Source organism: Streptomyces novaecaesareae, from assembly GCF_000716875.1.
GTDB lineage: Bacteria > Actinomycetota > Actinomycetes > Streptomycetales > Streptomycetaceae > Kitasatospora > Kitasatospora novaecaesareae.
Window position 1 is genome coordinate 16,558 of the sequence record NZ_JNWQ01000044.1, and the last position, 14,772, is coordinate 31,329.

The window sequence follows — 14,772 nt, forward strand, 5'->3', positions numbered from 1 at the left end:
CGCGCCGGCCACCCCCTCCTCCCGCCCCTCCCTATCCCTACGCCCCCGCCTCTGCGGCCCGCAGCTTGGCCACCTGCTGCCGGACGATCCGCTCGTCCGGCGCGGCGGCCGGCGCGGCCGCGACCCCGAAGGTGGTGAACACCGCGAGCGCCGGGCCGACCCGGGCCAGCACCGCGCGCTGGGCGAGCACGGCGGTACCCGATTCATTCGTGAGGGTGAACCCGATCGCCTCGTCCGCTCCCCCGGGCGTGGGCGTGTCCACCCGGTTCAGCCGGTGCCTGGTCCGGATCGGCACCCGCTTCCCCGGCTTCTCGGCCGGCGGCGGCGGGGCCGTCGAGGTGAACGAGGCGCACGGGCCGAACAGCCCCTCCAGCTCCACCCGCACCGCGGCCGCCCGGCCGGCCCGGTAGCCGAGCAGCCCGCCGTACACGCCGCCCGCCGGGTCGGCGGCCCGGGCCACGCTCAGATCGGTCTCCGCGTACGGGCGGCCCGAGGCCGGGGAGGCCGAGGCGGCGGCCGGGCCCGGCGGGGCGACCGGGGCCACCACGTCCAGCAGCGGCTGGCAGGCCGGGGTGTCCGCCGTCTCCCGCCCGGAGCCCGCCCCGGTGTCGCCGTGACCGGGTGTCACCACCGTCACCGTGTACCCCGGGCCCAGGTCGGCGTCGGCCAGCGCGGCCGCCCGCAGCTGCGCCGCGGTCAGCTCCCGGCCGGGCCCCACCACCTCCCCGGAGGGGCCGCCGACCGTGGTACACCCGGTCGCGAGCAGCAGACCGGCCAGGGCGGCGGCGGACGGACGGGCGGGACGGAGCGGCACGGACGCCTCGGCAGGGTGTCGGCGGTCGGGGGGCGGCCACCGTAGCGCATCCATTTGGTCACCCAGAGTGGTGAATGCGGCCCCGGTTCCCGTCCGACTAGGCCAGAAGTGCCTGTTTGATCACACCTGGGGCCCCCGGAGGCGGCGCGCGAGAAGGCGTCGATAGGATGCTCGCGGCCGGTGGACCGACCCGGCCGGGCTGACCGACACCGAAGCCGGCCGAGCCCCCAATCGCTTCCGGAGGGTTTTTCCGTGCCGGCTGGAACGCTGTACCGCGGCCGGGAAGGCATGTGGAGCTGGGTGGCTCATCGAGTCACCGGCGTCCTCATCTTCTTCTTCCTGTTCGCCCACGTCCTGGACACCGCCCTCGTGCGAGTGTCCCCGGAGTCCTACGACACCGTCATCCAGACGTACAAGACTCCGCTCGTGAACCTGATGGAGTACGGCCTGGTGGCCGCCATCCTGTTCCACGCCCTGAACGGCCTGCGCGTCGTCGCGGTCGACTTCTGGTCCAAGGGCCCGAAGTACCAGAAGCAGATGCTCTGGACCGTGGTCGGCGTCTGGGTCGTCCTCATGGCCGGCTCCTTCTACGGGATCCTGCAGCACACGCTGATCTCCTGGTTCGGGAAGTGAGTCGAGACATGACCACGGAATACTCCGACGCCATCGTCGTGCCGTCGAAGCAGGCGCACACCGGCAAGGGCCTCGGCACCGGCAACCCGGCCGACGCGTTCGTCATCGAGCCGCCGCGCCAGCGGACGGCCAAGACCCCGCGTCGCACCCGCACCAACTTCGAGATGCTGGCCTGGCTCTTCATGCGCCTGTCCGGTGTCGTCCTGGTCGCCCTGATCCTCGGCCACCTGATCATCATGCTGATCCTCGACGGTGGTGTCTCCAAGATCGGCTTCGCCTTCGTGGCCGGCCGCTGGGCCTCGCCGTTCTGGCAGGGCTGGGACCTCCTGATGCTCTGGCTCGCCATGCTGCACGGCGCCAACGGCATGCGTCAGGTCATCAACGACTACGCCGAGAAGGACTCGACCCGGCTCTGGCTCAAGGGGCTCATGGGCACCGCCACGGTCTTCACCGTGCTGCTGGGCACCCTGGTGATCTTCACCTTCGACCCCAACATCTGAGCCGCGAGCACCATCGACCATCGGCAGAGGCCAGAGGCGAGTTAACCCCCCATGCAGATTCACCAGTACGACACCGTCATCGTCGGCGCCGGCGGCGCCGGCATGCGCGCGGCCATCGAGTCCACGCAGCGCAGCCGCACCGCCGTCCTGACCAAGCTCTACCCGACCCGGTCCCACACCGGCGCGGCGCAGGGCGGCATGTGCGCCGCCCTCGCCAACGTCGAGGAGGACAACTGGGAGTGGCACACCTTCGACACGGTCAAGGGTGGTGACTACCTGGTCGACCAGGACGCCGCCGAGATCATGTGCAAGGAGGCCATCGACGCGGTCCTCGACCTGGAGAAGATGGGTCTGCCCTTCTCCCGCACCGAGCAGGGCCGGATCGACCAGCGCCGTTTCGGCGGTCACTCCCGCAACCACGGCGAGGCCCCGGTCCGCCGCTCCTGCTACGCGGCCGACCGCACCGGCCACATGATCCTCCAGACGCTGTTCCAGAACTGCGTCAAGCACGGCGTCGAGTTCTTCAACGAGTTCTACGTCCTCGACCTGCTGATCAACGAGGGCAAGACGGCCGGCGTCGTCGCCTACGAGCTGGCCACCGGCGAGATCCACGTCTTCCAGGCCAAGTCGGTCGTGTTCGCCTCCGGCGGCACCGGCAAGTTCTTCAAGGTCTCCTCCAACGCCCACACCCTCACCGGTGACGGCCAGGCCCTGGTGTACCGCCGCGGCCTGCCGCTGGAGGACATGGAGTTCTTCCAGTTCCACCCGACGGGCATCTGGCGCATGGGCATCCTGCTCACCGAGGGCGCCCGCGGCGAGGGCGGCATCCTGCGCAACAAGGACGGCGAGCGCTTCATGGAGCGCTACGCCCCCGTCATGAAGGACCTCGCGTCCCGTGACGTCTGCTCCCGCGCGATCTACACCGAGATCCGCGAAGGCCGCGGCTGCGGTCCGGACGGCGACCACGTCTACCTGGACCTGACCCACCTGCCGCCGGAGCAGCTGGACGCCAAGCTCCCGGACATCACCGAGTTCGCGCGCACCTACCTCGGCATCGAGCCCTACACGGACCCGATCCCGATCCAGCCCACCGCGCACTACGCCATGGGCGGCATCCCGACCAACGTCGAGGGTGAGGTCCTGCGCAACAACACCGACATCGTCCCGGGCCTGTACGCGGCCGGCGAGGTCGCGTGCGTGTCCGTGCACGGCGCCAACCGCCTGGGCACCAACTCGCTGCTGGACATCAACGTGTTCGGCAAGCGGGCCGGTATCGCCGCCGCCGACTACGCGCAGACGGTGGACTTCACCGAGCTGCCCGAGAACCCGGCCGAGAAGGTGCAGGCGCTGGTCGACGGCCTGCGCGAGTCCACCGGCACCGAGTCCGTGGCGCAGATCCGCAAGGAGCTGCAGGAGACCATGGACGCGAACGCGATGGTGTACCGCACCGGCGCCACCCTGAAGCAGGCGGTCGAGGACATCGCCGCGCTGCGTGCGCGCTACAAGAACGTCTCCATCCAGGACAAGGGCTTCCGCTACAACACGGACCTCCTGGAGGCCGTCGAGCTGGGCAACCTGCTCGACCTGGCCGAGGTGCTGGCCGTCTCCGCGCTGGCCCGCGAGGAGTCCCGCGGCGGCCACTACCGCGAGGACTTCCCGACCCGTGACGACGTGAAGTTCATGCAGCACACCATGGCGTACCAGGAGGTTGCCGCCGACGGCACCACCTCCATCCGCCTCGACTACAAGCCGGTCGTCACGACCCGCTACCAGCCGATGGAGCGTAAGTACTGATGAGCACTCCGACCATGGAGAAGCACTCGGCCGCTCTGGACGCGGCCGAGAGCGACGAGACCCAGCTGATCACCGTCACCTTCCGGATCCGCCGGTTCAACCCGGAGGAGCACCCGGACCCGGTGTGGGTCGACTACCAGCTGACGATGGACCCGAAGGAGCGCGTCCTGGACGCGCTCAACAAGATCAAGTGGGAGCAGGACGGCACCCTCACCTACCGCCGTTCCTGCGCGCACGGCATCTGCGGCTCCGACGCCATGCGGATCAACGGCCGCAACCGGCTGGCGTGCAAGACCCTGATCAAGGACGTCAACCCGGAGAAGCCGATCACGATCGAGGCCATCAAGGGCCTGACGGTCCTCAAGGACCTGATCGTGGACATGGACCCGTTCTTCCAGGCGTACAAGGACGTCATGCCGTTCCTCATCACCAAGGGGAACGAGCCGACCCGCGAGCGCCTGCAGTCCGCCGAGGACCGCGAGCGCTTCGACGACACCACCAAGTGCATCCTGTGCGCCGCGTGCACGTCGTCCTGCCCGGTGTTCTGGAACGACGGCCAGTACTTCGGCCCGGCCGCGATCGTCAACGCGCACCGCTTCATCTTCGACTCGCGCGACGAGGGTGCCGAACAGCGCCTGGAGATCCTCAACGACCGCGAGGGCGTGTGGCGCTGCCGCACCACCTTCAACTGCTCCGAGGCCTGCCCGCGTGGCATCGAGGTCACCAAGGCGATCCAGGAAGTGAAGCGGGCGCTGGTCACCCGCCGCTTCTGATCCCCGCCTGACAGCCCGAAGGCCCCCGCCCGATCTCCGGATCGGGCGGGGGCCTTCGCACGTTCCGGGCCGGTCAGTCGGTGGCCGGGGTGCGGCGGGTGGCGCGCAGGCCCCGCAGACCGATGGTGCCGACGGCGATGCCGAGGGCGAAGGAGGTGACGGCGAGGAGGAGGTGGACCCAGAAGAAGGCGGTGGGCTGGGAGTGGTCGCCGTTGGTGAAGGCCTGGCCGCCGGAGTCCTTCCAGAGGTTCTTGACGAAGGTCGTCCAGATGATGATCGACCAGACTCCGAAGGCGGTCAGGAACCAGGAGGTGCGGCGGCTGAGCTTCATGGGTGGTCCTCGGCGGGGGTGTGAAGACGGTGTGCGTCCCCCAGTATGCGCGGGCCGCCGATCGGCGTATGGCGGGCCCCTCCTGCGGAGGACGGGCCCGGAGTGGCGGACGCCGGAGGCCGTGAATGGGTACGGTCTGCTGGTGCCCACACCCCGTCACACGTTCGCCCGCCTGTGCGCCGCGGTCACCGCGGCCCTCCTGGTCCTGCTCGCCGCCCCGGCCGCGGTCGCGGCCCCGCAGCAGCCGCCGCCGTCGGTCGCGGTCGGCGGCGAGCGGCTCGGGCTCCCCGGGGTCCAGGTCTCCCCGCTGGCGGGCACCCCGCCGCTGCCGACCGACCTCACCGGCCAGTCCTGGATAGTCTCCGACGCCATGTCAGGAGAGGTGCTGGCGGCCTACAACCCGCACCTCAGGCTGCCGCCGGCCAGCACCCTGAAGATCCTCTTCGCGGACACCGTGCTGCCCAAGTTCGACCGCAACGCGGTGCACAGGGTCGCCGACGAGGAGATCACGGGGATCGGCCCCGGCAGCAGCCTGGTCGGGATCAAGGAGAACCTGGACTACCGGGTCGAGGACCTGTGGCGCGGGGTGTTCCTGAGCTCGGGCAACGACGCCGTGCACGTCCTGTCGCACATGAACGGCGGCATCGCGCAGACCGTCGCCGAGATGCAGGCGCGCGCCGAGGCGCTGCAGGCGAAGGACACCCGGGTGATCTCCCCGGACGGCTACGACATGGACGGCCAGGTCTCCTCGGCCTACGACCTGTCGCTGTTCGCCCGGGCCGGCCTGCGCAACGCGGACTTCCGGGCGTACTGCGCCACCCGGGACGCGATGTTCCCCGGCGCCGTGGACAAGAACACCGGCCAGCGCGGCGCCTTCGGGATCGCCAACACCGACCGGCTGCTGGGCAAGTACCCCGGCCTGATCGGGGTGAAGAACGGCACCACCACCAACGCCGGCTCGACCTTCGTCGGCGCCGCCGAACGCGACGGCCGCACCCTGCTGGTGACGGTGATGCACCCGGCCAGCTACCAGAAGGTGTACGACGAGACGGCCGCCCTGCTGGACTGGGGCTTCGCCGCGGCCGGCAAGGTGCAGCCGGTCGGCAAGCTGGTCGACGAGGCGCCGCCGGGCGACGCCCGGCCGACCGGTCAGGCCGGCCAGGCCGGTGGCACCGACGGCGTGCCCGCTCCGCCGCCGCAGCCCTCCGCGACCCCGGGCCGGGCCGCCGCGGCGCCCGCCCCCGCCGGGGACGACGGGCTCGGCCTCGCCGGCTGGGCGGCGGTCGTGGCGGCCGGGGCCGCCCTCGGGTACGGCGCGCTGGTCCTGCGGCGGCGCCGCTCCGCCGGCTGATCCCCGGCCCCGACGGGCAGGCCCGGTCTCAGTCCTGGGGCCGGGCCTTCTGCTGCCCGGCGGCCTTCCCGGAGGCCTTCCCGGAGGACTGCTTCGCCGCCGCTGCGGCCTGCGCCTCCGCCTGGTCCGCGGCCTCCAGCAGGGCCCGCCCGTGCGCCCTGGTCCGCTCCCGGGCGGCCGCCGGGTCGGCCGTCGCCGTCCAGGCCACGCAGTACATCAGCAGTCGGCAGACGAAGTTGATCCACAGCAGCAGGGCGACCGGCGTGGCGAAGGCCCCGTACAGGCTCCGCACGGCGACCGAGCCGAGGTAGGAGGCGAGCAGGACCTTCAGCAGTTCGAAGCCGACCGCGCCGATCAGCGCGCCCTGCAGGAGGTCCCGGCGGCGCTGGCCGGTGATCCCGGGGAACGGTGCCAGTAGGTAGGCGAAGAGCAGCGTGTCGCTCCCTATGGCGATCAGCACGCCGACACCGGTCAGCAGGTAGCCGCTGCCGAGGCCGATCGCGTCGGCGATCCGCCCGGCCAGGCTCGTCCCGGCGGCGGAGGCGCCCAGGGAGAACAGCGACACCAGGCCGAGGCCGCCCAGCACCACCACGTCCCAGGCCTTGCGCAGCACCGGGTTGCCGTCCTCGTCGGGCAGCTGCCAGACGTCCCGGATCGAGGTGCGCATGGTGCCCACCCAGCCCAGGCCGGAGATCAGCAGCAGCGCCCCGCCGACCAGCCCGACGGTGCCGGCGTTCGCGATCAGGGACGGCAGGTTGAGCGCGTCCGAGAGGCCCGGCAGCTGGTCGGAGATGTGCTTCTGCACCTTCGCCACCTGGGTGTCGTCGAGCGTGGAGACGGCGATCGCCAGGCCCACCGTCAACAGGGGGAAGAGCGCGAGGAACCCGAAGAACGTGACGGCGCCGGCCAGCCGGTTGCCGCGGGCGGCCGAGAAGTACTCGTACACCCGGTAGGGGCGGCTGCGCAGCACCCGGGCCACGAGCGGGCCGACGACCGGGAGGCGGGTCAGGAAGTCCACCCGACCGGTTATACCGGGCCGTCCCCCGAATGGCCGTCAGGCGCGGGCCTCACCGCCGGACGAGTCGGCGGGCCTTCGCGAGGGCGCGCACGGCCTGGTAGGCGCCGTAGCGGCCGTGGCTGAGCAGTTCGGTGCGCACGCCGTCCACGCCGGCCGGCGGGCGGTAGCCGGCCGGCCGCAGCCGGGCGCAGTGCTCGGCGGCGCGGCGGAAGTACTCGCGGCGGTCGCCGGGCGGGACCCGGCCGGGCTTGGAGACGACCGTGTTGAGGTGGTGCAGCATCCGCCCGTAGACGACCGGGCGCCAGTGGTCGAGGTCGGGGCGGCGGTCGAGGAAGGCGAAGACCAGGTCGTACTGGGCGAAGACGTCGAAGTGCTTGCGGCTGGCGGTGGCCAGGATGTTGCCGCCCTCCTGGCGCTGGCGGTAGTGCACGCCGACCTGGTCGAGCAGGGTGATCCGGGCGGCGGCGAGCAGCGCCGGGTACGTCCAGGGGGTGTCCTCGTAGTAGCCGGCCGGGAAGACCAGCTGCTGCTCGGTGACGAAGCCGCGGCGGTAGGCCTTGTTCCAGACGACCTGGAGCAGGTCGAGCAGGTCGGGGCGGGCGGCGAGGTCGAAGACGTCCGGGGAGGCGGCGCCGAAGACGTGCGCGGAGGCGGCGCGGGTGATCCGGCCGTCGGCGTAGGTGCGGGCGTAGTCGTAGACCAGGACGTCCGGGTCGCCGCCGGCGGTGAGCCGCTCGTCGATGCTCTTGAGCAGGCCGGGGGTGAGGGTGTCGTCGCTGTCGAGGAAGACCACGTAGTCGCCGGTGGCGACCTCAAGGCCGGCGTTGCGGGCCCGGCCGAGGCCGACGTTCTCCGGCAGGTGCAGCACCCTGACCCTCGGGTCGGCGGCGGCGGCCGCGTCCAGCATCGCGCCGCAGCCGTCCGGGGAGCGGTCGTCCACCGCGATCAGTTCGAGGTCCGGACCGTCCTGTCCGAGCACCGATTCGAGGCACTCGGCGAGGTAGTCCTGGACCTTGTACACGGGGACGATGACGCTGAAGCGGGGCACGGGCCCAGCGTAGTGGTCCCCGGGGAGGGCCCTGCCCCGGAGGTAGGATCGGGAGGCACGTACGCACCGATCAAGTGCGGTCAGGCCCCACCGGGCTGCCACGCTCCTTCCCGAGAAAGGCCTGCGTAGCCGATGGCTCCCCGCCTCTCCATCGTCGTTCCGATCTACAACGTCGAGCGTTATCTCGTCGAGTGCCTCGACTCGATCGCCGCCCAGACCTTCACGGACTTCGAGTGCGTCATGGTCGACGACGGGTCGAAGGACGGCAGCGCGGCGCTCGCCGAGGCGTACGCGGCCAAGGACTCCCGCTTCCGGCTGGTGCGCCAGGTGAACAAGGGCCTCGGCGCGGCCCGCAACACCGGCATCCGGCACATCGACCCGGACTCCGAGTTCCTGTGCTTCGTGGACAGCGACGACTCGATGCCGCCGAGCGCGTACGAGCTGATGATCAACACGCTGGAGGAGACCGGCTCGGACTTCTGCACCGGCAACGTGCTGCGCTTCCGCGCCGTCGGCTACTACCAGTCCGGCGGCCACCTGAAGCCGTTCAAGGAGACCCGGCTCAAGACCCACATCACCGAGGTCCCGGCGCTGGTCACCGACCGCACCGCGTGGAACAAGGTGTACCGGCGCTCCTTCTTCGACGCCGCGGACATCCTCTACCCCGAGGGCATCCTGTACGAGGACGCCCCGGTCAGCGTGCCGCACCACTACCTGGCCAAGAGCGTGGACGTGCTCTCCGAGCCGATCTACCACTGGCGCGAGCGCGAGGTCGGCGAGATGTCGATCACGCAGATGCGCACCAACCCCAAGGGCCTGATCGACCGGGTCGCCTCGGTGGAGCTGGTCCGCGGCTGGCTGACGAAGCAGACCGAGCCGCGCTTCGCCCAGTACCTGCGCTCCTACGACGAGAACACCCTCGTCGAGGAGATCCCGATGTTCTTCTGGTCCGTCGTCGACGGCGACAAGGAGTACCGGGACGCCTACCTCCAGCACGTCAGCCGGCTGCTCCGGGCGATCGGCCCCGAGCAGGTCCGCAAGCTGCGCGCGCCGCTGCGGCTCAAGTACCACCTGACCCTGGCGGGCCGGATGGACGAGCTGATCGAGCAGATCAAGTACGAGGGCGAGAGCGGCGGCGGCGTCCAGGCCCGCGGTCTGCTGCGCCCGTACGCCGACTACCCGTTCCTGCGCGGCGGGCGCCGGAGCGTGCCGGCCGGGGTGCTCAAGCTGGACAACTCGCTGGTCATGCGCAGCCGGCTGTACGAGAGCGGCTGGGTCGGCGGGAAGCTGCAGCTGGCCGGGCACGCGTACCCGGAGCAGCTGGGCGCGTCCGGCAAGCACGACATGGTCCGCACCCTGGTGCTGCGCGAGACCAAGGGCCGCCGGGTGATCGCGGTGCCGATGAAGACCACGTACAGCCCCGAGGCCACCGCGAGCTGCAACCACGACCTGTACACCTGCGACTGGTCGGGCTTCACCGTCTCCGTCGACCCGAAGAAGCTCAAGCACCGCGGCGAGTGGAAGGACGGGCACTGGCGCGTCCTGGTGGCCGGCGCGGGCAAGGGCGGGGTGTACAAGGGCCGGATCTCGGCCGGCTGGAGCGACACCGCGCAGGCCATCCCGCCGCACTGGGTCGAGCCGGACGTGCGGATCGTGCCGTGGGTCCGGGACAACTTCGTCTACCTGCGGGTGGAGACGGTCAAGGCCCGGGCGACCGGCCTGGCCGCGCACGCCGGCCGGGTGGAGGTCTCGGGCGCGGCCCGCTCCGGCCCCAGCTTCGCCGGTGCCCGGCTGCGGCTCACCCACCTGGAGTCGGACCGGGAGGTGACCGTCCCGCTGGAGCTGGGCGCGCCGGTCGGCTCGCTGCAGCCCTTCACCGCCTCCTTCGCGACCTCCGAGCTGACCGCCGTCCGCGAGGCCTGGGCCGAGCTGGACCCGGTGGCGGCCGAGCGCGTCCGCGACCACTGGGACACCGAGCTGCTGCTGGGCGACGGCAGCAGCATCCCGCTGGCCTGGGACGAGCGCAACGCGCCCGAGCGGCTGCACCTGCCGTTGAACCCGCAGGCCCCGGCGGCCGAGCACCGGGCGCTCTACGCCAAGCCCTCCCCCGGCGGCTACCTCCAGTTCGCCGACCAGGTGCTGCAGCCGCTGGTGGACGAGGTGTCCTCGCGCGGCGCCGACGGCTTCCTGCTCAGCGGCTCGTTCCCGCTGCCCGGCGCGCACCGCTGGGAGCTGGTGGTCCGCCACCACTGGCGCGAGGAGGAGCACGTCTACCCGGTGGAGATCTCGGACGGCCGGTTCCGCACCGCGCTGCCCGCCGTTCCCACCGCCTCCTTCGCCGGCCGGGTGCCGCTCGCCAAGGGCACCTGGAACGTCTTCTTCCGTCCGGTCGGCGGGGCGGCCGACGTGCTGCCCGGCGCCGCGGTGATGGTCACCCCGGAGTGCTTCGACACGCTGCCGCTGGAGGTCGAGTCCCGCGGCAAGCGGATCGTGCTGGAGCGCCGCAACCACGACGGCCTGTCGCTGGAGGCGCACGCGGCGCTGCTGCCCGAGGAGCGGGCCGGCTTCCGCCAGCGCCGGCTGCGCACCGTCGACTACCCGGCCGCCCGCCGGCTGCCGGTGCGCGACACGGTGCTGTACAACGTCGGCGGCGACGGCGTGTACGCCGACTCGCCGCGGGCGGTCCACGAGGAGCTGGTCCGGCGCGGCCTGGCGCTGGAGCACCTGTGGAGCAGCGACGACATGCAGGCCGAGCTGCCGAAGAGCGCGACGGCGATCCGGCTCTGGAGCCCGGAGTGGTTCGAGGCGCTGGCCACCGCCAAGTACGTCGTCACCAGCACCCACCTGCCCGACTTCTTCGTCCGCCGCCCCGACCAGGTGGTCCTGCAGACCTGGCACGGCACGCCGCTGAAGCAGGTCGGCTTCGACTTCGAGAAGGTCTGGTTCACCGACTCCAACTACCTCAAGAGCCTGGCCCGGGAAGTCCCGAACTGGAGCCTGCTGGTGGCCGGCAACAGCTGGTCGGCCCCGGTGCTGCGGCGCGCCTTCGACTTCAAGGGCGAGATCCTGGAGAGCGGTTCGCCCCGGAACGACCTGCTGTTCGCGTCCGACCGGGAGAAGACCGCCGAGCAGGTCCGGGAGCGGCTCGGCCTGCCCGAGGGCAAGAAGGTGGTGCTCTACGCACCGACCTGGCGCGAGGACCGGCGCCGGCCGCAGGGCGGCTACCAGATCGACCTGCGGATCGACCTGGCGGCGGCCCAGGCCGCGCTCGGCGACGACCAGGTGCTGCTGGTGCGCCGGCACGACCTGATGTGCGGCCAGATCCCGGGCGCCGGCAACGGCTACATCTGGGACGTCGGCAGCTACCCCGACATGGCGGAGCTGCTGCTGATCGCCGACGTGCTGGTGACCGACTACTCGGCGAGCGTGTTCGACTTCGCGTCGACCGGCAAGCCGATGCTCTTCTTCACCCACGACCTGGAGCACTACCGGGACAACCTGCGCGGTTTCAGCCTGAACTTCGAGGCGGAGGCGCCCGGCCCGCTGCTCCCCACCTCCGAGGAGCTGGTCGCCGCGCTCGGCCGCGTGGACGAGCTCGCGACCGAGTACGCGGACAAGGCCGCCGCGTTCCGCGAGGCGTACTGCGACCTGGACGACGGCAAGGCCGCCGCCCGGGTGGTCGACGCGATGCTCCGCAAGGAGTAGCCCCCGCGAGTGACCCGAGAGGCGCCCGACACCACCGGTGTCGGGCGCCTTCGCAGGTCCGGAGCCACCCGGAATCGAAATGGCCCGAATGCCGGGGCAATTCACGAACAAACGTTTCGGGGAAGAATTCCGGAGGGAACCCGAAAAAGCGGGCAGTTTGACCCGGGTGCCATTTCTGGATGGGATGTGAATTTCCATTCCGAAGGGCTCCGTTCGCCATGCCTGTGCTCACCCGGTTCGTCCTGCCGCACGCCGCTCCCCGGGTCACCACCGGGCGCCGGGCCGGCGACGAGGACGTGGTGTTCGGGCTGCTGCGCGCGCACTGGCACGGCCGGGGCCTGGAGCTCACCGGCTTCGCCCGCCCGAACGACCTGGACACCGGCCGCCCCGGCTCCGCCTGGACCTGGCTCACCCTGCGCCACGGCGACGGCGAGCCACCGGTGCACCTGCGCTCCAGGCCGCGCAGGATGCCCGAGATCACCGACGACAGCGCCCAGCCCGAGTACAACCACGACTGGTCCGGCTTCACCGCCCTGGTGCAGCCCGGCCGGCTGCGCCGCGACGGCCGCTGGCTGCTCGGCGACTGGCAGATCGAGACCACCCTCTTCACCCGCGCCCGCGCCACCCGGGTGCGCCGCCAGTACGGCGCCCTCGCCCCGCACTGGTGCGGCTCCGGCGAGTACCCGCCGGCCGGCTGGGTGGACCGCGACGTCCGGCTCCAGCCGGGCTTCGAGGACGGCCGGCTGCGGCTGCGGCTGGAACGCCCCGCCGTACGGATCACCCGGGCCGCCCGCACCGCCGTCGGACTCGACCTGACCGGCGTCGCCGACTCCTGCCCCGCCGCCACCGTGCTGCGGCTGCGCCACCGGGAGAGCGACGCGGTGATCGAGCAGCCGCTCGCCCGCGCCGGCAACACCTTCACCGCCCACCTGCCGTACCGGCCGTTCGCCGCCGAAGGGCGCGGCACCGGCGAACTGGAGCACTGGGACGCCGAGTTGCTGCGCCCCGACGGCGGCAGCGAACAGCTCTGCCTGGACGAGCGCGGCGGCCCGGTGGCCGGCCAGCACCCGCTGCCCGACGCCCCGGACCGGGTGCTCTACCTCAAGCACCTCGCCGACGGCCGGCTCCAGGTCTGCGTCCAGCCCGCGGCCGGCCTGGTCGACCGGATCGCCGTACGGCCCGACGGCTTCGAGCTGTCCGGCCACTGCCCGGCCCGGGCCCCGGACCGGCTGCAGCTGGTGCTGCGGCACTCCGGCACCGCGAGCGTGGTCCGCGCCCCGGTCGAGACCGCCCCGGACGGCCGGTTCCGGGCCCGGGTGCCCGCCACCCGCACCGGCTCGGACGGCGCCGCACTACCGCTGCGCAAGGGCATCTGGGAGGCCGCACTGGAGCCGGCCGACCGCACCGGCCCGGGCCGCCCGCTGCTCGCCGCCCCCGCCGCGCTGCCCGAAGTCCCCGCCAGCACGACGGTCGGCGGCAAGCAGGTCCTGCTGCAGCGCCGCTGGAACGACACCCTGCTGGTGGACTCCACCCCGGTGCTCACCGCCACCGAGCGCAGCGCCTGGACACAGCACCGCCAGCGCACCGGGCGGTACCCGGCCGCCCGCCGCGAGCCGCTGCGCGAGGCGGTGCTGTACGACGTGTTCGGCGGCCGCGGCTACGCCGACTCCCCGCGCGCGGTGCACGCCGAACTCGCGCGCCGCGGCGCACCCCTGGAGCACCTGTGGGTGGTCGACGACGCCCAGGCCGCAGTGCCGGCCGGAGTCACGCCGTTACGGATCTGGAGCCCGGAGTGGTACCGGGCCCTGGCCACCTGCCGCTACCTGGTCGGCAACACGCACTTCCCCGACTTCCTGGAGCGCCGCCCCGGCCAGGTCATCGTGCAGACCTGGCACGGCGCGCCGCTGAAACGGATCGCCCACGACGTCGAGAACCCCTGGCTGGCCGACCACGGCTACCTGGAGGCGCTCGACCGGGAGACCCCGCAGTGGAGCCTGCTGCTCTCCCCCAGCCCGTTCGCCACCCCGATCCTGCGGCGCGCCTTCCACTACGGAGGAGAGGTGCTGGAGTCCGGCTACCCGCGGGGCGACGTGCTCGCCCGCCCGGACGGGCAGGCCGCCGCGGCCGTCCGCCACCGGCTCGGCATCCCCGACGGCAGGCGGATCGTGCTGTACGCGCCGACCTGGCGCGAGGACCAGCAGCGCCGCGACGGCCACGGCTTCCGGCTCGACCTGCGGCTGGACCTCGACCACGCCCGGCGCCTGCTCGGCGGGGACCACGTGCTGCTCGTCCGCCCGCACGCCCACGTGCGCGAGCCGCTGCCCGGCGCCGGCGACGGCTTCCTGTACGACTGCGGGGACTACCCCGACCCGCAGGAGCTGCTGCTGGTCGCGGACGTACTGGTGACCGACTACTCGTCGATCATGTTCGACTTCGCGATCACCGGCCGCCCGATGTACTTCTTCACCTACGACCTGGAGCACTACCGCGACACCCTGCGCGGCTTCTACTTCGACTTCGAGTCGGACGCCCCCGGCCCGCTGGTGCCGACCTCGGCCGGACTGCTCGGCGCGCTGCGCGGGCTCGCCGACGGCGGGGCCGCCCTGCCGCCCGGATACACCGAGCGCTACCGGCGCTTCCGGGCCGAGCACTGCGCCCTGGACGACGGCGGCGCGGCGCGACGGGTGGTCGACCGGATGCTCGAACTCGGGCGGGCCGCAGGCTAGTTCGATCCCGGGCGCGGGGCCTGGCGCGGGCGGCGGTTCGGACGGGTCGGGTCGTCCAGGCGGCTCACGCCGTTCGGGC

General features: G+C 72.2%; 11 protein-coding genes. 7 read left to right on the forward strand and 4 right to left on the reverse strand.

Annotated features, from left to right (window positions below; genetic code table 11):
• Positions 1-37 precede the first annotated feature (37 nt).
• Positions 38-814: a hypothetical protein gene (locus OP86_RS18445; protein WP_030059119.1), complete on the reverse strand. Its 777-nt coding sequence runs from the start codon at positions 812-814 to the stop codon at positions 38-40.
• 252 nt (positions 815-1,066) lie between these two features.
• Between OP86_RS18445 and sdhC the strand changes: the two genes are divergently transcribed.
• Genes sdhC through OP86_RS18465 form a run of 4 tightly spaced genes read left to right on the forward strand, consistent with a single transcriptional unit; the run spans position 1,067 to position 4,514 of the window.
• Positions 1,067-1,447 (forward strand): succinate dehydrogenase, cytochrome b556 subunit, encoded by a 381-nt coding sequence (sdhC, locus tag OP86_RS18450; RefSeq protein WP_033332398.1) that lies wholly within the window; start codon positions 1,067-1,069, stop codon positions 1,445-1,447.
• A gap of 8 nt (positions 1,448-1,455) precedes the next feature.
• Complete coding sequence (gene sdhD, locus OP86_RS18455; protein WP_030059122.1) at positions 1,456-1,947, forward strand: succinate dehydrogenase, hydrophobic membrane anchor protein; 492 nt, start codon at positions 1,456-1,458, stop codon at positions 1,945-1,947.
• Positions 1,948-1,998: 51 nt separating this feature from the next.
• Positions 1,999-3,741: a succinate dehydrogenase flavoprotein subunit gene (gene sdhA, locus OP86_RS18460; RefSeq protein WP_030059124.1), complete on the forward strand. Its 1,743-nt coding sequence runs from the start codon at positions 1,999-2,001 to the stop codon at positions 3,739-3,741.
• Positions 3,741-4,514: a succinate dehydrogenase iron-sulfur subunit gene (locus OP86_RS18465; RefSeq protein ID WP_030059126.1), complete on the forward strand. Its 774-nt coding sequence runs from the start codon at positions 3,741-3,743 to the stop codon at positions 4,512-4,514. Before sdhA ends, OP86_RS18465 begins: the two co-directional genes overlap by 1 nt.
• 73 nt (positions 4,515-4,587) lie before the next feature.
• Here OP86_RS18465 and OP86_RS38180 read toward each other — a convergent pair whose 3' ends face one another.
• Positions 4,588-4,845, reverse strand: coding sequence for an SCO4848 family membrane protein (locus OP86_RS38180; RefSeq protein ID WP_030059128.1), 258 nt, complete (start codon positions 4,843-4,845; stop codon positions 4,588-4,590).
• Positions 4,846-4,987: 142 nt separating this feature from the next.
• On the opposite strand from OP86_RS38180, the gene OP86_RS18475 reads away from it, so the two are divergent.
• Entirely contained in the window at positions 4,988-6,196 is a 1,209-nt protein-coding gene (locus tag OP86_RS18475) for a D-alanyl-D-alanine carboxypeptidase family protein (RefSeq protein ID WP_033332405.1), read from the forward strand.
• Between the two features lie 28 nt (positions 6,197-6,224).
• On the opposite strand, the gene OP86_RS18480 is transcribed toward OP86_RS18475, so the two are convergent.
• Together OP86_RS18480 and OP86_RS18485 are read right to left on the reverse strand one after the other, a co-directional pair.
• Positions 6,225-7,214 carry a YihY/virulence factor BrkB family protein gene (locus tag OP86_RS18480; protein ID WP_030059131.1) on the reverse strand — a complete coding sequence of 330 codons (990 nt, stop codon included), beginning with the start codon at positions 7,212-7,214 and terminating at the stop codon, positions 6,225-6,227.
• Positions 7,215-7,263: 49 nt separating this feature from the next.
• Positions 7,264-8,262, reverse strand: a complete 999-nt coding sequence (locus OP86_RS18485) for a glycosyltransferase family 2 protein (RefSeq protein WP_030259449.1) — start codon at positions 8,260-8,262, stop codon at positions 7,264-7,266.
• Between the two features lie 132 nt (positions 8,263-8,394).
• Here OP86_RS18485 and OP86_RS18490 point away from each other — a divergent pair, with 132 nt between their 5' ends.
• Positions 8,395-11,967, forward strand: coding sequence for a bifunctional glycosyltransferase/CDP-glycerol:glycerophosphate glycerophosphotransferase (locus OP86_RS18490; RefSeq protein ID WP_030259452.1), 3,573 nt, complete (start codon positions 8,395-8,397; stop codon positions 11,965-11,967).
• 218 nt (positions 11,968-12,185) lie between these two features.
• Positions 12,186-14,693 (forward strand): CDP-glycerol glycerophosphotransferase family protein, encoded by a 2,508-nt coding sequence (locus OP86_RS18495; RefSeq protein ID WP_157849779.1) that lies wholly within the window; start codon positions 12,186-12,188, stop codon positions 14,691-14,693.
• Positions 14,694-14,772: the final 79 nt, after the last annotated feature.

Coding starts and splice junctions, on each gene's coding strand:
- sdhD (WP_030059122.1), top strand. CDS start 1,456: ATGACCACGGAATACTCCGACGCCATCGTCGTGCCGTCGAAGCAGGCG.
- OP86_RS18495 (WP_157849779.1), top strand. CDS start 12,186: ATGCCTGTGCTCACCCGGTTCGTCCTGCCGCACGCCGCTCCCCGGGTC.
- OP86_RS18465 (WP_030059126.1), top strand. CDS start 3,741: ATGAGCACTCCGACCATGGAGAAGCACTCGGCCGCTCTGGACGCGGCC.
- OP86_RS18490 (WP_030259452.1), top strand. CDS start 8,395: ATGGCTCCCCGCCTCTCCATCGTCGTTCCGATCTACAACGTCGAGCGT.
- sdhA (WP_030059124.1), top strand. CDS start 1,999: ATGCAGATTCACCAGTACGACACCGTCATCGTCGGCGCCGGCGGCGCC.
- OP86_RS38180 (WP_030059128.1), bottom strand. CDS start 4,845: ATGAAGCTCAGCCGCCGCACCTCCTGGTTCCTGACCGCCTTCGGAGTC.